General features: G+C 31.4%; 15 protein-coding genes. 7 read left to right on the top strand and 8 right to left on the bottom strand.

The features are described from left to right. Positions 1–9: 9 nt before the first annotated feature. Together ACFWM3_RS18165 and splB are read left to right on the top strand one after the other, a co-directional pair. Positions 10–273 (top strand): transcriptional regulator SplA domain-containing protein, encoded by a 264-nt coding sequence (locus ACFWM3_RS18165; protein ID WP_056476485.1) that lies wholly within the window; start codon positions 10–12, stop codon positions 271–273. After that, positions 270–1,298 (top strand): spore photoproduct lyase, encoded by a 1,029-nt coding sequence (gene splB, locus ACFWM3_RS18160; protein ID WP_056476483.1) that lies wholly within the window; start codon positions 270–272, stop codon positions 1,296–1,298. The genes ACFWM3_RS18165 and splB overlap by 4 nt, the downstream gene beginning before the upstream one ends. Before the next feature lie 192 nt (positions 1,299–1,490). On the opposite strand, the gene ACFWM3_RS18155 is transcribed toward splB, so the two are convergent. The 3 genes from ACFWM3_RS18155 to ACFWM3_RS18145 all read right to left on the bottom strand — a co-directional run bounded on the left by ACFWM3_RS18155 (position 1,491) and on the right by ACFWM3_RS18145 (position 6,826). Continuing rightward, entirely contained in the window at positions 1,491–1,949 is a 459-nt protein-coding gene (locus ACFWM3_RS18155) for a TspO/MBR family protein (protein WP_390312346.1), read from the bottom strand. A gap of 137 nt (positions 1,950–2,086) precedes the next feature. Continuing rightward, complete coding sequence (locus tag ACFWM3_RS18150) at positions 2,087–4,591, bottom strand: cyanophycinase (protein ID WP_390312345.1); 2,505 nt, start codon at positions 4,589–4,591, stop codon at positions 2,087–2,089. A 171-nt stretch (positions 4,592–4,762) separates the two neighbouring features. Beyond that, a complete protein-coding gene (locus ACFWM3_RS18145) occupies positions 4,763–6,826 on the bottom strand; it encodes a sigma-54 interaction domain-containing protein (RefSeq protein WP_390312344.1) in 2,064 nt (687 codons plus the stop codon). A 262-nt stretch (positions 6,827–7,088) separates the two neighbouring features. On the opposite strand from ACFWM3_RS18145, the gene ACFWM3_RS18140 reads away from it, so the two are divergent. The 4 genes from ACFWM3_RS18140 to ACFWM3_RS18125 all read left to right on the top strand — a co-directional run bounded on the left by ACFWM3_RS18140 (position 7,089) and on the right by ACFWM3_RS18125 (position 11,702). Beyond that, complete coding sequence (locus tag ACFWM3_RS18140; RefSeq protein ID WP_390312343.1) at positions 7,089–8,510, top strand: YfcC family protein; 1,422 nt, start codon at positions 7,089–7,091, stop codon at positions 8,508–8,510. Between the two features lie 33 nt (positions 8,511–8,543). After that, the gene (gene iadA / locus ACFWM3_RS18135) at positions 8,544–9,716 is read left to right on the top strand and encodes a beta-aspartyl-peptidase (RefSeq protein ID WP_390312342.1); all 1,173 of its coding nucleotides are present in this window, start codon (positions 8,544–8,546) and stop codon (positions 9,714–9,716) included. A gap of 22 nt (positions 9,717–9,738) precedes the next feature. Further along, on the top strand, positions 9,739–10,962 hold the full coding sequence (locus tag ACFWM3_RS18130) for a cyanophycinase (protein ID WP_390312341.1): 1,224 nt from the start codon (positions 9,739–9,741) through the stop codon (positions 10,960–10,962). A gap of 266 nt (positions 10,963–11,228) precedes the next feature. Then, on the top strand, positions 11,229–11,702 hold the full coding sequence (locus tag ACFWM3_RS18125; protein ID WP_390312340.1) for an NADPH-dependent F420 reductase: 474 nt from the start codon (positions 11,229–11,231) through the stop codon (positions 11,700–11,702). Positions 11,703–11,808: 106 nt separating this feature from the next. On the opposite strand, the gene ACFWM3_RS18120 is transcribed toward ACFWM3_RS18125, so the two are convergent. From ACFWM3_RS18120 to ACFWM3_RS18105, 4 genes are all read right to left on the bottom strand, one after another. Further along, positions 11,809–12,897 carry a HAMP domain-containing sensor histidine kinase gene (locus tag ACFWM3_RS18120; protein WP_390312339.1) on the bottom strand — a complete coding sequence of 363 codons (1,089 nt, stop codon included), beginning with the start codon at positions 12,895–12,897 and terminating at the stop codon, positions 11,809–11,811. Continuing rightward, positions 12,894–13,580 (bottom strand): response regulator transcription factor, encoded by a 687-nt coding sequence (locus ACFWM3_RS18115; RefSeq protein WP_056476459.1) that lies wholly within the window; start codon positions 13,578–13,580, stop codon positions 12,894–12,896. The genes ACFWM3_RS18120 and ACFWM3_RS18115 overlap by 4 nt, the downstream gene beginning before the upstream one ends. Before the next feature lie 33 nt (positions 13,581–13,613). After that, on the bottom strand, positions 13,614–14,171 hold the full coding sequence (locus tag ACFWM3_RS18110; protein ID WP_056476456.1) for a class I SAM-dependent methyltransferase: 558 nt from the start codon (positions 14,169–14,171) through the stop codon (positions 13,614–13,616). A 118-nt stretch (positions 14,172–14,289) separates the two neighbouring features. Beyond that, positions 14,290–14,829, bottom strand: coding sequence for a TVP38/TMEM64 family protein (locus ACFWM3_RS18105; RefSeq protein ID WP_056476453.1), 540 nt, complete (start codon positions 14,827–14,829; stop codon positions 14,290–14,292). A 274-nt stretch (positions 14,830–15,103) separates the two neighbouring features. On the opposite strand from ACFWM3_RS18105, the gene cls reads away from it, so the two are divergent. After that, complete coding sequence (cls, locus tag ACFWM3_RS18100; protein ID WP_390312338.1) at positions 15,104–16,567, top strand: cardiolipin synthase; 1,464 nt, start codon at positions 15,104–15,106, stop codon at positions 16,565–16,567. 85 nt (positions 16,568–16,652) lie between these two features. On the opposite strand, the gene ACFWM3_RS18095 is transcribed toward cls, so the two are convergent. After that, positions 16,653–17,516 (bottom strand): TVP38/TMEM64 family protein, encoded by an 864-nt coding sequence (locus tag ACFWM3_RS18095; protein ID WP_390312336.1) that lies wholly within the window; start codon positions 17,514–17,516, stop codon positions 16,653–16,655. Positions 17,517–17,707: the final 191 nt, after the last annotated feature.

Genomic DNA, 17,707 nt, shown 5'->3' with positions numbered 1-17,707 from the left:
GGTGATGAAATGGAACTTTACAACGATAATCCGACTTATCAACCTGGTGATATTGTCTATGTTTTTTACCGAAACCCCCATACACAGAATGTGGCAAATATTCAAGCTGCAGCAGTTGTAAACAATCCAGAAAACTCCAATGAATTAGCCTTATTTTTATATGAAACTTATTACCCTCTCTCAAATGAGATGGCAGTTTATTCTACTGAAGAAGAGGCTAACCAAGCATATAATTACTATTTTGGAGAAGCTACAGAGGAGAAATTTGAATGAATAAACCTTTTACACCAAAGCTAGTATATTTCGAACCAAGTGCGTTAGATTATCCATTAGGAAGAGAACTACAGACAAAGTTTGAAAAGATGGGGGTCGAAATTCGCCATACCACTTCTCATAACCAAGTAAGAAATCTCCCAGGCGACAACGATCTTCAAAGATACAGGGTAGCCAAGTCAACACTTGTTGTCGGGGTTAGAAAAACACTTAAATTTGATACTTCAAAACCATCAGCAGAATATGCCATTCCTTTTGCAACAGGCTGCATGGGACATTGTCATTATTGCTATTTACAAACTACTATGGGGAGCAAGCCGTATATTCGTACATATGTAAACGTGGATGAAATTTTGGAAACTGCTGACAAATACATGATGGAGCGTGCCCCTTCAATGACAAGGTTTGAAGCATCTTGTACATCCGATATTGTTGGGATTGATCATTTGACACATACATTAAAAAGGGCGATAGAACATTTTGGTGAATCTGAGTATGGAAAATTGAGATTTGTTACGAAATTTCATCATGTGGATCACTTACTCGATGCAAAACATAATGGGAAAACTCGATTTCGATTTAGTGTTAACGCTGATTATGTGATCAAGAACTTTGAACCAGGAACTTCACCATTGGAAAAAAGAATTGAGGCAGCAGGAAAAGTAGCAAGAGCTGGTTATCCGCTTGGTTTTATAGTAGCACCAATTTATCTGCACGAAGGATGGGAGGAAGGATATCTTCATATGTTTGAAAGGTTGGAAGCGGAACTTCCTCAGGAGGCCAAAAAAGATTTAACTTTTGAGTTTATTCAACATCGTTTTACAAAGCCAGCAAAAAAAGTTATTGAAAAAAACTACCCTATGACAAAATTAGAATTAGATGAAGAAAAAAGACGGTACAAGTGGGGTAAATATGGCATTGGAAAATACATCTATCAAAAAGAAGAAGAAGAAGAATTAAAATCTAAACTTTATAGCTATTTGGAAAAATTTTTCCCGAATGCAAAATTGGAATATTTTACATGAAAGTTATATTTTTCACTTTAGCTTTGAATATTTGAGGATTATGACATTCTTTTTGATTCAGTATGTTTAAGGTGCTATCTTATTAAGCACTGTTTTAATTAAAAAAACATTAAATTAAAAACGCAAGAATGCTGTTAAATCAACATTCTTACGTTTTGTTTTTTTATATAAATTAATTATTTGATAAATTGGTTATTTATTTAAATAATACAGAGTAAATGATAAATAGGTTGCAAATATAGTCCATATAGCATAAGGAATTAATAATACAGCGGCTAATATCGAATAGGGTATCGTTAAAATGACTAATAAAACCGCTGTAACTGCTACAATTAAACAATCTAATGCTGCTAAATCAAGTCTCTTTATTTTAAATTGAAAATAACTAAATAGCTGGTTACTTATATAATTTATGATCCAGATAATCAAATAAGTAAATGATGTATTTTTTAGACCAACTTTGTATTCTACTATAGCGAGTGAAAGTGCAATTAATACATAGAGCACTCCCCATACGATTCCAAATAATTTACTAGGTGGAGTCCATACAGGTTTTTTCAACTTGCTATACCATTTAATATCTATTAGAAATAAGATCCCAGACAATGAAAATAACATTAACGCGAAAATAAACGTAAGAATTGAACTCACATTCGTACCTCCCTATACTTGTACTATACCAATTTATATGTTTAATTTTATTTTTTAGTATGAAAAAAAGAGTACTTTATTAAATACTCTTTTTTAGGCACTACAATATTATTTTCAATTTATACGTTCATTATTTCTTATCGTATGACTACATTTATAGGTTTAATATCTAACGAAACATTTACCACACTATAATCATCTTTTTGACCATCCTTGTAAGTCCAGTAGCCATTCGTTTCAGCTGTTTTTCTAAATGTTAGTTCAAATCCTTTAGCATCATTAAAACTATAGCTATGTACTTCTTTTGTTTGAACATTATCAACTAAATTATATGCTAAGAAATTTTTTAACAACCCATGCGGAGAAAAAACTCCTGTATAAGGGGCTACTTTTGAATCATAATATTCAAATCCTTTTGTTGATGACTTTAAGTTACTTACGCTTACCTCATTCGTTAATAAATTAACATGATCTCCAGGTGAAATAACTGAAACAATCACATTTTTATACTTATTTGGCATATTTTTACTTATTTTGACTTTCGATAAATCAATCAAAGTTAATCCTCCACGACCAACTACATCGACTTGATGTTTTTTGTTATTAACAATCATAGCCGTGTCTTCATCAACCCCAAATGCCAATTGATTTTTCTTTCCTTTTTCATTTGCTGTAACAATTAAACGTCCTAACCTAGCTTTCTTATCAAAATGCTGATCGACAATTCCATCTTGAAAGAAATTCAATCCTTTTTCTAGGTAAACTGGTCCACCTTCCTGTTGTTCCATATCATTATATGACTTTATAAATCCATATCTTAAAGCCCCATAACTGTCACCGCCAGCGATCATCGTATTGCTCATAATAGCTGCACCTGCACTTGTTCCACCTATAACAGCACCATTTTTATAAATCTTCCAGATGGCATCTAAAACTTTTGAATTTGAACCATTTTCATTTAATAATGATGAAGTAATTAATGTCTGGTCCCCACCAACAAACCAAATACAATTTAATTTACTAATTTTTTTAACTAACTGGACATCGTTCATATTGTTAATCCATTGCTTCTCGTCTTCTGGAGTACCTTTAAAATCATGACTAGATATTGGTAGAATCTCAATAGAATCTTTTTTAACTCCGTAATTAATTAAATCTTTTGTAAAATCATTCGAAGAAGTCAGTTTAGTACTCGCCGCAGGGATGATTCCTACTTTTGCATTTTCAGGTCCTCCTGCAAGTTCAATCAATTTATTATAAACTGCACTATTACTGCTTCCCAACGCTCCACCGACAATGACTAAATTCCCTTTTATAGGTTCTTCTCTAGTATAATTGGATACAGTAAAATCTGACTTCTTATAGTCAATTGCCGAATCTTGTTCGTTAAATACTAATTTTTTAGGATGAATATCCATCGTTACATTTTGAATCGAATAATCATCTTTTTGTCCATCAGTATAATTCCAGTAACCATTTGTATCCTTTGATTTTCGGAAAACGATTTCGTACCCTCTGCCTTCTTTATCATATAAATATGATTTTACTTCCTGTGACGATTCGTTATCAACAAGCGAGTAGGCTAAATAATCTTTTAACTTTCCATAAGGTGTTAAAAGCCCTGTATTTGGTAATGTTTTAAAAGAGTAATACTCATATCCTTTTGTTTCGTATTTATTTTTTGAAAAATCAATCGTATTAGTATCAAAATGGATCTTGTCACCTTGAGCTAAGTAGTTAATTTTAATATTTTCTAAATTTCCATTTCTTTTTGCTTCATTTACATCAATAACAGATACACCACTGCGACCTATTACTTCTATGGTTTTTTCTTTGTTGCTAACAACCATTGCAGTGTCTTCGTCAATTCCATAAGCAAGATTCCCATTATTTTCATACTGGATTGCTGTAATTGCTAATCTAGCATAACGAGCTTTTTCATCCATATGCTGATCAACTATACCATTTTGAAAGAAACCTAGTCCTTTTTCAACTGACAGAGGTTCATACTCTTTACCTACCCCTTGGTTTTGATTTTTTTCATAATATCCTTTTAATGCACCAAGGCTATCTCCACCTGTAATCATCGTGTTGCTCATTATTGCAGCTCCAGCGCTTGTCCCACCAATAACTGCACCATTTCGATAGATATCCCAAATTTCTTGTAAGACTATTGAATCTTTACCTTCCCTACGTAGTGTATCAACAATACGTTGTTGGTCTCCACCTACGAACCAAATAGCAGTCAGCCCTCTTATTTGCTTTGCAATTTCTAAACTATTAGCATGATTCTTCCAATTAGACTCATTTTCATCTGTATCAGAAAAATCATGATTTGATAAAGGTAAAATCTCTACTGATTCTGGACTTACACCATAATTTATTAAATCATGTTTAAAATCTAAAGAAGATTTTAATTTACCGCTAGCAGCAGGAATAATGCCAATTTTCGCCTTTTTAGATCCGGCTAATTCAATAAATCTTTCATACACTCCTTTATTCGAAGAACCTAACCCACCGCCAACAATGACAAGGTTTCCTTGAATATCTTCTTGTGAACTTTGAGCCCTTACATACGATAACCCTGAAACTGAAAACGTTAAAATAAAGCTAATTAAAAATGCAAAAAATTTTTTTCTCATTTCGTAACCCCTTTACTTATTTTTTAGCTTACTTCTGAATATAAGCAAGTTTTATACCAAAAATAAGTAGATTGACTAGTCAAGGTTTTAATACGAGTTATTCCATTTAATAACTATTTTTGGGTGAATAAAAACAACCAAATTTAACCAAATTATAACTATTAAGAAAACTCAAAGGAGTTTATTTTTTATGTTAGCTTTTAGAAAATACAAGTAGTCAATTCCAATAGTAGTAATCTTCGTACCTGCTCTTCCTCTTCCTTTTGTTATGAAGCCCTTATTCCCCATAATTTCTAATCGAAGTCTAATTTGCTGTGGAGATAAGTATCTACCTTTTTCCTCACTCGAGCTAGAAATAAGGTCTCTACTTGCTGCTTTACCTAAATCATTACATTTCTTTATTGTTTCAAGAATTGTAACAGATTCTTCAATTTCAAGAACACTTGTAGGAAGTTCAAATTGATTTTGATTTGGATCTGTTTTTTGGTGCTCACTGTTCTCTGTATAGTTATAATGAGGAAAGTCATTTTGAGATATCGTATTCCCCTCACAAACAGTAAGCATATAATCAATAACTGATTTCAATTCCCTTATATTACCTAACCAATTTAAACCCATTAATTCATTTAATGCTTCTTCCTTAATCGAAACCCCTTTTCCACTTTTAGAGATAAAGTGTTGAACAAGCAAGGGTATGTCTGTTCTTCTTAAGCGTAAAGGTGGGATAATGAGATTTAAGACATTTAATCTGTAATACAAATCTGAACGGAATGAGCCGTCTGAGATTTTATGATGGATATCTTTGTTAGTTGCTGCAATTATGCGAACATTAATAGGAATTATTTTTCTGCCACCTATTCTACGAATTTCTTGTTCTTGGAGAACACGAAGTAAATGTGATTGAACATTTAAACTGATGTCACCTATTTCATCTAAGAAAATCGTTCCTCCATCAGCAATTTCAAAAAGACCTTGTTTCCCACCTTTTTTTGCCCCAGTAAACGTACCATCTTCATAACCAAATAGTTCACTTTCTAGTAAACTTTCAGTAAAAGCACTACAATTTATGGCTAAAAAAGGGCCGTTTTTTCTGTTTGATTGTTTATGGATTGCGTGTGCAAAAAGCTCTTTACCTGTACCCGTTTCACCTTGAATTAAAATAGGATGCTCTGCTTTTGCAAGTTTTGTTGCTATACGTTTACATTCTAAAATTGTGTCACTCTCTCCAATAATATCCGCAAAGTCATACCTTGCATAAAAGCCCTGCTTTCTAAACTCTCTCTGCGCTGTTTTTTCTATTTCAAATGCTTGATTAACACTCTTAAAAGTAGCAACAACCCGATCATCTTCATGACTATACGTCCGATAGATTACAATATCTATATTGTCAATTGAAAAAAATTTAGATTCATCTTTACCGTTTAAAATAAAGTCTCTTATATTTTGTTCCTTAATAATCTCGTCTATATACTTACCTTCATAGTTACTTTTAGTTAATTTAAACAACTTAATAATCCGATCATTTAGCACCGTTATTCTTTTATATCCATCAATGGCTAAAATTCCATCATCAACCGTATTTACAACACTTTGGATATGTCTATTTACTTTCTTTACACTTTGTTCTGCATTGAAAAGTTCTCTATGTAATTCAATAATATTGCGTAAATACTTCTCTGAAATTAATGTTGCTATATTATCGTTAAAATGAAAATATTCTACAATGTGTAAAATTGTAGAGATATCAAAAAGTCTTACACCGATATCCAATACATGTTTTATATATGATGGACTTAAATGAGTTTCACCTGGTGAAACCGAAAGATTAATATCTGGATAATATAGTTGATCACTTTTAAATGGAACATACTCCAAATGATTAATCCCCAATTGGTACAAGGACTGTATAAGTTCGACTGTTGAATGAAAATCATCATTAACTACAAGAACTTTTGTCCCCTCCTCAATTCTCAATAATTTGTCTACATTTTCATGATTAAGAGTTCTTTTCCCAACAATGATTTGTTTAGCACTTAATTGTGCAAATTTTTCAGTGTCAACTTTTACTGCCTCTGACGAAAACAGTATAATTTCATCCTTAAACGCTTTATGTTCTCCCTCGTCGATTGCATAAGAGTTAATCGTTATGTATTCTTCTAGCAATTGAGTTAGTTGATTAGACAAAGCTTGTCTTGTTTTTGAACTGCCTGTTATTAATGTTAGCGAATTTTTCATCTTTCATTTTTCTCCATATTTGATAAAATTGGTTTTATTATAACACTAAATAAACCAAAAAGAACCATTTAAACTAAAGAATCTATCAAATTTTCTTAAAAATAAGACATTTCAAGTTGGCACGCTACTTGCTTGTAGAATGTTATAGCCATTTTAATAGATTTTGAGAATTTAAATTTGGGAGGGAAAACTTGGAAGCGTTTTATTTATCAATTTCTATTATAATCTATTAGCTACTCAACCACTAAAAGGAGTTGGACCTATGTCACAAATTCACGCAAATAAAATGACACCTGAGACAAAAATTAAGAAAGAGCGTAAAATTAATGTTTTTGCATTGCTTTTAGTAATTTTATTAATCGCGACAGCTCTTACTTACGTATTACCTACTGGGGAATATGCCCATATCGACGTTAACGGACATTCATCAGTCGATCCGAATTCTTTTAAATCAATCGCTGCTACACCAGTTGGGCTTTTCGATATGGTAAAAGCCATTCATTCGGGTATGGTAGAAGCAGGTAATATCATTTTCTTCGTTTTAATAATTGGAGGATTTTTTGGTGTTTTAAGTGCTACTGGCACAATTGAAGTGTTAATCTCAACGATGGCTAGAAAACTTGCTACTCGAGAAAAGTTATTAATTCCTATTATGATGTTGTTCTTTGCAGTTGGTGGTTCATTAATGGGGATGGCTGAAGAAACTTTAGCTTATATTCCACTTCTGGTTCCGTTAGCACTTGCTTTAGGCTTTGACACTATGACTGGTACTGCAATCGTATTAGTTGGAGCGTCAGCAGGTTTTACAACAGCGATTATGAATCCGTTTACAGTTGGTATAGCTCAAGGAATCGCAGAACTTCCTACATTTTCTGGTATGGGCTTTAGACTTGTCCTATTTGTAATCGTTTATTTAGTATCAGTTATTTTTATTTATCGTTACGCTATGAAAGTAAAGAAAAATCCAAACATAGGATTCTATGGTAAGTATTCAATTGAACAAACTAACGATCTAGTAACTTCTAAAGCTAAATTATCTTCTAGACATAAATGGATTTTAACTGCTTTTCTTATAAATTATATTATTTTAGCTTTTGGAGTTATTAAATATCAATGGTATATTACTGAAATTGCTTCTTTATTTATCATCTTAACGATTGCAATTGGAATAATTGGTAGATTATCAATCGATGACGTAGTTAAATCATTTACACAAGGATCTGCTTCTTTAATTAGCGGTGCTCTTATTATAGGTGTTTCCCGTGCAATTCTAGTTGTTTTAAATCAAGGTCATATTGTTGATCCAATGCTTCACGGAGTATCTGAAGTCATTAAACATATCCCTGCTTCTTTAAGTGTAATTGGAATGTATAATTTCCAAGCGGCAATTCACTTTATTTTAGCTTCAGGTAGCGGTCATGCCATGTTAACAATGCCAATTATGGCTCCGCTTGCTGATTTACTAGGAATTACCCGACAAACTGCTGTTCTATCATTCTCTTTTGCTGATGGAATCGGTAATATTATTTTCCCAACAGCAGGAACTTTAATGGCAGGATTAGCAATTGCAGGTATACCTTGGACAAAATGGGCGAAATGGATTTTCCCATTAATATTAGTACAATATGTAATTGGTTTAGTTGCAGTTGTAATCGCTCACTTAATGAACTACGGTCCTTTTTAATGAATTAACAAAGGATTTAGGAGGAGAAAAAAGTTGTTAACTTTAATAAAAAACGGTCAAGTATACACACCACACTCTATTGGCAGAAAAGATCTACTTATAGCAGGAGGAAAAATTGAAATGATAGCCGATCATATCACCATTCCACCTGACTTTCCTTCTTGCGATGTCATAGATGCCTCCAACTCTTTAGTTGTACCAGGTTTTATTGATTCACATGTACATATCATTGGAGGTGGTGGTGAAGGCGGATATAAAACACGCACTCCAGAACTCATGCTTACTAATGTTACTTCTGCTGGTGTTACGACAGTAGTTGGTGTATTAGGTACAGACGGTACAACAAGAACAATGGAGAATTTGCTTGCAAAAGCACGTGGTTTAGAAGAAGAAGGGATTACTTGTTATATTCACACTGGTTCTTATCAAATCCCTGTAAAGACACTAACAGAATCAATTCAAAGTGATATTATTCTAATTGATAAGATTATTGGTGTTGGTGAAATTGCTATTGCAGACCATCGTTCCTCAGAACCAACTATTGAAGAACTTGCAAAAATCGCATCTGCTGCACGTAATGGAGGAATTTTATCTGGAAAGGCTGGCATCTTAGAAATTCATGTCGGTGATGGCAAAGATAAACTCTCACTTCTACATCAACTAGTTGAACAGACAAATATTCCAATTCGTCAGTTTCACCCGACTCATATTAATCGGAATGAAGAATTGTTTAAAGCCGGTATTGATTATGCACTTAAAGGTGGATTTGTAGATTTTACTACAAGCACAATTCCTCAGTTTTTAGAAGAAGGCGAAGTAAAGTGTAGCAAGGGATTACGAGTTATGCTTGAAGAAGGAGTTCAGATTGAGAACATAACTTTTTCATCTGATGGTCAGGCAAGTCTTCCCTTTTTTGATACGAATGGAGACTATTTAGGACTTCAAATAGGAAAAATTACATCTTTATATCAAGAAGTAAGAGATGGAGTAATTGATGAAGGAATTCCATTAGAAGTAGCATTACAAGTCATTACTTCAAACCCTGCACACGTGCTAAAACTATCACACAAAGGTAACTTAAAACCTGGCAACGATGCTGATATTGTCATGTTAAATCAAGATACTTTGGAAATTGAAACAGTATTTGCACTTGGGAAAAAAATGGTTGAAGAAGGTATTCCGATTGTAAAAGGCACTTTTGAATAACAAATTTCAGGAGGTATTAATAATGAAGATGAACAAGTTTAAGATTTCAATCGCATTGTCATTCGTTTTAGTATTTTCGTTAGTTTTTGGAACTTCTTTCTTACGAGCTGAAAAAAGTGTTGAAGCTGCAGCTGCACCTAAAATATTTTTAATGGGTGGTGCAATTGATGATAGTAATGTCGAAATTTACAATGCGCTAAAAGCCGCTACTGGCAAAAGCAATCCAGTAGTTGCAATTGTATGTAGTGCAGCTGCTGACTACGCAACTGCATTAGACGCATACACCAATGATATTACAGGTCACTTATCATATAAAAATTTGTTTACTAGTTATGGTTTTAAACCTGTATTTATCCCTGTGGCAGTTGATAATTATACAACAGAAGCTTATAAGCAAAGTAATATTGATCTAATTAACTCAGCAGACGTTATATTCTTTAACGGTGGGGATCAGTCCCGTCATGTAAGAAGTTTACTAAAAGACGATGGAACGCCTACCCCACTTTTTGCAGCAATCCAACAAAGAGCTGTAGCTGGAGCTATTATTTCTGGTACAAGTGCTGGGACTGCTGTCCAAAGTCCGAAAACTTACGGTGAAGGTGTAAGTTACGGATACTTATATTACAATCGTTTATTGTCTAAGAAAATCAGTGACATCTCACTAGCTGATTCTCAATATCCAGATAATGGTGGATATACAACAGGTTTCGGTTTTGTAAATGCTGCAATTGATACACATTTCGATGCAAGAGGTCGCATAGGTCGTATTCTTTTAGCTGAAAGAGACTTAGGTCAAAAAGTAGGCTTTGGAATTGACGAAAACACAGCACTTTATTTGAACGGTACTACTGGAAAAGTTTATGGTGAACACGGTGTTTTCATAGTAGACTCAACAAATGCAACTTACGGAACAGCTTCATCGTTTACGGCAAATAATGTAAAAGTAAGTTATTTAACATCTGGTGATACTTATAATACGAGCACGAAATCAATCACATCATCTAAATCATTAATTACAACACCATACTATTCGACGATTCGAGATTCTTCGGATATCTTTGCAGCGTATGAAACAACTACGACAATTACAAGATTGGTCGATACAAATGTTTCTTATTTATATGGTGATAGTTACGAATCAGGCCCTAAATTTACATTAAAGTTTATTAAAGACGCAAACACAAAAGGATACTATAGCAATAGTAAATATACAGTTAGTAATGTTGTACTGAATGTAAGTTACTAACTTTAAAGTAACAAAAAGAAGATTTACGCAACGTAAATCTTCTTTTTTAATCATCTAAGCATTTCCAACTGAAATGAATTAATTGTTCGGACTTCTCTTCAATTAAGGAAAAAACTTATTTTCGATCTGCATCTCTATACAGGTTATACTATTCGAATGGTCAAATCAGGAAGGTTATTGCAAATAGATTGATAAAGTACAATCATGAAATTACATTTGGAGTAAATTTAGAAAAGTAATCAAACTGTAATCCTCCGTTTAGTTATGTGGAAACGAAAGATATTGCAATTAATAATGATCTAATCATTCTTGCTGCTCCAGGTAATGCTGTAGAAAGTGCCGTTAAAAACATCATAGAAATAGATGGAAAAATAGTAATTGATTTAACTAACCCCATTGGTGAAGGTTTAAAGTTAACAAGAGGTACTACTACTTCAAATGCCGAAGAAATACAAAAAATAATACCAACAGCAAAAGTCGTTAGAACATTAAATACAGTTGGACTAGAAAAAATGATTGACCCAACGGTAAATGGAGAAAAGATAACGATGCTTATTGCAGGGGATCACGAAGATGCTAATTTAAAAGTGTCACAACTCATTGAAGAAATTGGTTTTGATCCATTAATAGTTGGTAAACTTTATTTCTCAAGATATTTAGAGCCTTTTGCTATGATTTGGATTGAAGTGGTTAGAGTACAGGGGATGAATCCAAATACTGGAATAAAATGGATGCGTTAAGTTAAATTAGCATTTTGTATGAAACAATGAGTCGTTTTTATTAAAAACGACTCATTTTACTATGTAAAAACGTAATAGGATGGAACTTGGAATCACTTCTTAAGAGTTATAACACTTTTTTATTTAACTTCACAAAAAAAGTTATCCAATCATCTTTAAGTTCGACCCAAATACTTCCTTTATGTAGTTCAACTATTCGTTTAGATATAGCAAGTCCTAATCCAGCACTACCTTCACTCTTTCTTGATGAATCTTCACGATAAAATTTTTCAAAAAACCGTTCAAGACTTCCTGGGTTTACATTTATTCCGTGATTCGATATCGAAAGTAATACTTCATTAGATCTTTGAGTTAGATTTACTTTTATAGTTGAAGGTTTAACACTATATTTCATTGCATTCATAAATAGGTTATCAAAAACTCTAACCATTTTTTCGACATCAATATTAATTTCTATATCTTCCGCAATCGACTCCTTTTTAATCTTTAATCCTTCTTTTTGAAAAATAGGTATATTCTCACCTATTATTTGTTCAATCAACTGACTAAAATCAACCTTTTGTTTTGATAGGATAATATCTGGACTAGATAACCTCGTAAATTCAAAAAGTTCATTGATTAAATTCTTTAAATCATTCGATTTTGTATAGATTGTATTTAAGTATTCGACTAATTCATTTTCATTCTTGTATTCTCTATTCTTCAACAAATTACTATACCCTAATATTGAGGTTAGTGGTGTTCTTAGATCATGCGAAACACTAGTTATCAATTCATTTTTGATATTTTCAATTTGACGTTCATTTTTAAATTTCCGCTCTAACTCCTTCGACATTGTATTAATATTCATACTCAACTGAGTCAATTCGTCTCGCCCTTTTACCTCAATCACAGCTCCAAGTTTACCTTGCGAAATTATTTGAACAGTACTTGAAATTTCTTTTAAATAAAGAATCTTTTTTCTAATTAGTAACAGAAAACTAACAATGAAACTTAATATGATAATTACAAAAGTTGGAATAATAATGAGATTATATTGTAATGGACTTACCTTATTTTGATGAGAAACAAAATAAGGTCCTATAAAAATTTGTGAAATAAAAATCGTAACAATTAAAGAAACACCGAAACTAATTGTGATTGCTACTAATAACTGAATACTAATTCTTTGCCAGTTATGAATTAAATTCTTCATACTTTGTATCCAATTCCCCAAACTGTTTTAATATAAATAGGATGTTTAGGATCATCTTCAATTTTTTCTCTAATATTTGTTATATGGACCATTACGGTATTATCTGATTTTAAAAAGTCTTCTTTCCAAATTGCTTCATAAATCTTACTAACACTTAGTACGATTCCTTTATTTCGGACTAGTAATTCTAATATATCAAACTCTTTTGGTGTTAGTCTTTTTTCGTTCTTTCGTATCCAAACTTGCCTTGTCTCTGTATTTACTTGCAAGTCACCAAATACTAATACTACTTCATCATTCTTTTGTATATTGTTATATTTTTTATATCTTCTTAGCTGAGATTTTACTCTAGCGATCAACTCAAGTGGATTAAATGGTTTAGTTAAATAATCATCTGCACCTGAGCTTAATCCTTGTATTTTGTCTAGATCTTCAGATTTTGCCGAAAGCATAATGATCGGTAGTGTCCTTTCCTCTCGAATCATTATGCAGGCTTCTATTCCATTTATTTTTGGGAGCATAATATCTAATATAATTAAATCAAAATCTTCATCTTTTAAAAGTTCAAGAGCTTCCTCTGCATCTTCTGCTAAAGTAGTCGAAAACCCTTCATTTTCAAGATAAATTGAAATTAATTTTTTTATTTTTTCATCATCATCTACAACTAATATTTTACTTATCAAGTTTCCCTACTCCTTTCTAAACAGTACTCATATCTAATTATTGCAACTTAATACATATGCTGGTGGGAAATTTCTATATTCTCTTTTAATATCTATATTTTCAAAGTAGGTATTAATAAATTTCATTTTTCTTTGAGTATATTGGAATGTAACAAATCTACCTTGATCTGCGAGTATCTTTTTGGTGTTAAATAAAATAGTTTTTGATACGTTTAAGGGTAAACTAGTAAATGGTAGACCAGAAATGACATAATCGACATTATCTATTCCAAACTCTTCTAAATACTTCATAATACTTTCTGCACTATCATTAATAATCGTTACATTATGATTATCTCCAAACTTTCTAATTAAATGGTTATAAAACTCATGATTTTTTTCTACTAAAATAATTTTTGTAGTTGGCAATTTAAGCTCAAGTAATTTTTCAGTAAAAACTCCTGTACCTGGACCGTATTCAATAATTGTTTTAGCTGTCTTAAAATTAATATCATCTAACATTTTTTCAGCCAAAAACGATGAACTTGGCATTAATGCGCCAACAGTTCTAGGTCTTAATATATATTGAAATAGAAATAAAAACTTTTTCATAATTTTAACCTCCAAATATTTAACTTATTATGCTGAAATCATAATAAAATAAATATCTGAAGAAAAAGTCACTAAATTTCTTAAGAATTTTAAAGAGGCCTAAATTCAAACTTAATGATTATAAGTGGACATATGTTCCCAATAATACATACCATAAAGCATAAAAAGTGTTACTTAACAAAACGATCATAATGTATGGTCTATACCTCATTCCCGATGCAGATGAAATTAAACAGGCAGCATCAGTTGGGCATGTTGGAACTGCACCTAGAATAAAGAGCATCCAATATTGATTTTTCTTTATTCTTTGTCCTATTTTTGGATGTTTGTTTAGGAAGTTTTTATACCATAGTGATTTATTTATTTTTTTACCAATGATGAAAATGATACTTTCAGTAATAAACATAGATCCCAGTGAAAATAATAAGACAATCCACGGATTAAAAAGAAAAATCCCAGTCAGTAAAAACAAAGAACTTGGTATCATTAATACAAATCTTAATGAAAAAATAACAAAGTATAATAAAAGAGCATAGTCCTGTCGATCTGTTATAAATTGAATTAATTCATTCTTAGAAAATGGTATTATCCCGAATGCATACATACAAACTAAAAGAATACTCCAACTAGCCAATAAAGTGATTACACGATATTTCACTTTCTTTCCTCATTTCATAGTTTAATAATTAAGCATTCATATTTTCGTCTAAACTTATTAAATTTCCCTCCACGTTTTTATTAGTAATTCTTAAGAAATCATAAAGAACTTTTAAATTTTTTTGCGTGTTTTGATTATGTATATCAAATTTAAGAATGGAAAAATTAATATAAGTACTACAAAGTAATAAGTAGATTGAAGGTGTTTTATAATTAGCACAAATATCACTAAAACTTTAATCGCTTTATTCTTACTGATTTTTTGGGAACTTTTAATGAGTCAGTCACAAGAACTCTATCAAACAATGCATTGGATGATCATCATAAGTGTAATTGGAATTTCATGTAATTTATTTTTAGAAAATCGGAATCCTCAAAGTACGATTTCCTGGTTATTATTATTCTCCGTAGCACCTACTTTCGGCGTTTTATTATACGTTCTATTTGGTCGGTTAAAGAGGCGGCGAAAAAAATTAATCCTTCATTCAAAGTTTATAACACCTCAAGTTTTGAGTGAAAAGAATGATATTAAATGTAATACTCTCTCAATAAAATCGCAAAAATTGAGTACCATCATTGAAAAGTTTACAGGGGTTTCCATTAACAGCAATTCAAGTGCTTCATTATTAATTAATGGTGACGAAATGTTTTCAAAACTCAAAGAAGCTCTCCTAGATGCAAAAAACTATATCTATATTCAGTACTATATCTTTCGAGCAGATACAATCGGTAGCGAATTACTTGACATCTTAAGGATGAAAGTGAATGAAGGTGTTGTAGTTCGCTTATTAGTTGATGGTTTAGGAAGTAAAAGTTTAAAGAAGAAATTGTTAAAAAAATTGAGGACTGCTGGTGTTAAAGTATCAATATTTGATCCGATTTCTCCTTGGTCAATGGGTACAATAAATTATCGAAACCATAGAAAAATTGTTGTGATAGATGGGATTAAAGGTTTCACTGGAGGACTAAATGTAGGTGATGAATATTTAGGTAGATCAAAAATTGGATTTTGGAGGGATACCCATTTATTCATAGAAGGAAGTGCCGTTGAGGAGCTTCAAAACATATTTTTGCAAGACTGGCATTATTCTACATCTGATCATTCTTGTGAAAAAATTCAAATTAACAGATTAAATTATAATCATACAAAAAGTTATGTTCAATTTCTTCAAAATGAAAGTAATAAGGTAAAAGGTGCTGTTCAAATTTTTGGAAGTGGACCCGACACGAAGGAACCAACCATGAGGAATGCTTTTCATACTCTGCTTACAATCGCTGAAAACAGTATCTGGATTGCCACTCCTTATTTCGTTCCAGACCAAGAAATTTTCACGATTTTAAAACTTAAAGCAATGTCTGGATTAGATGTACGAATAATTTATCCAGGAAAAAGCGATAGTATTTTGAGTGATTCAGCATCTAAGTCATATTTCGCTCCCCTATTAGAAAGTGGCGTGAAAATTTATACATATCAAAAGAATTTCCTTCACTCAAAGGTTATTTTAATCGATAATGAAATCGCTTCAGTTGGTACTGCTAATTTAGATGTAAGAAGTTTGCATTTAAATTATGAGTTAACTTCGTTTTTATATGAATCAGATGCTGTTGTTCAAGTGAACCAATCCTTTTTAAATGATTTTTCTGTTTCTACTCAATTAGATCGTAAGCAATTTATAGAACGTAGTTTATTTAAAAAGTTAATTGAGTCACTAACTCGCATATTTTCACCTTTATTGTAATCTGGCTAAAGATAAGTGCATTATATATTTACAAGAGAATTTAATATAGGAATTAATTTAGGAGCTTTAGGCTCCTTTTTTAAGTTTAAATCTTTTTAAGCTTTTTCTTTTTTATAAATGTAGTAAGAAAAAAGAATACTAGGACTACAATTGAAATTAATATTATTATTTGGTTTGTTGATAAAGATAATATCTTAGTTAATTTTATTGAGTAAGCGAGTAGTGAAGATGTTATTAATTTAGAAATACATACGATTATTATATATTTTTTAGTGGAAACATTAGTAATTCCTGCTCCAACACTGACAATTTCATCTGGCAAAACAGGAACAATCAACAAAATTGTAATAAATAGCGTTTCATTTTTTTTAACCATTTCATTATATTTTGTAAGGTGCTTTGTTTTAATAAATCGATTAACTACCTTTAATCCTCCATATCTTGCTAAAAAAAACATAGTAATATTCCCTAAAACTATACCTACAAAATCAATAATAAAACCATAAAAAGAACCAAACACTGTACTTGCAGCTAAGACAGTGACTGCTTCTGGAATCGGCAAAGCAATTGGGTGGAAAAAACAGAGTAAAAAATAGATAAACTTAGCAATTTTTATATTTTTTCTAAACAGTCCTTCAAAACCATAATAATTAGTTATAACCATAATATTAGATATGTAATAAATTAAAAAAATGACAATTACTAAGCCAAAGTTATAAAAAACTAGAATTCGAGTTAACTTTAGAAATTCTTCACTTTTGTTAAAAAATGCTGTTATTGCAAATATCACAATGATAAATGATAAAAAAATGCCAACCATTCTAAATTCATAAAGTAAAGTTTTTAAAGAACTTACTAAGATAATAATTGGAATAAAACTTACAATCAATTGCAGACATAATCTTACATATCTCCAATTTGAATACTTAATTCTAGAAATAGTGGTCATTAAATTCTCCTTAGCTAAACTATTATTCTGAGATAGAAATATTTAATGGTTATATTATTCAATTAATTAAGACCAGATATACCTAAGTAAGTAAAAGAAAGCAGCCTGTATATTCGACATAAAAACAACAAAATGCGAATGATAATTTTATTATTTTCTTTATAAAATTAAATATCCATATGTAAATCCTC

The organism is Gottfriedia sp. NPDC058432, from assembly GCF_042721555.1.
Taxonomy (GTDB): domain Bacteria; phylum Bacillota; class Bacilli; order Bacillales; family Bacillaceae_G; genus Gottfriedia.
The sequence above is the reverse complement of the archived record's forward strand: the minus strand, read 5'-3'. Positions and strand labels throughout refer to the sequence as shown.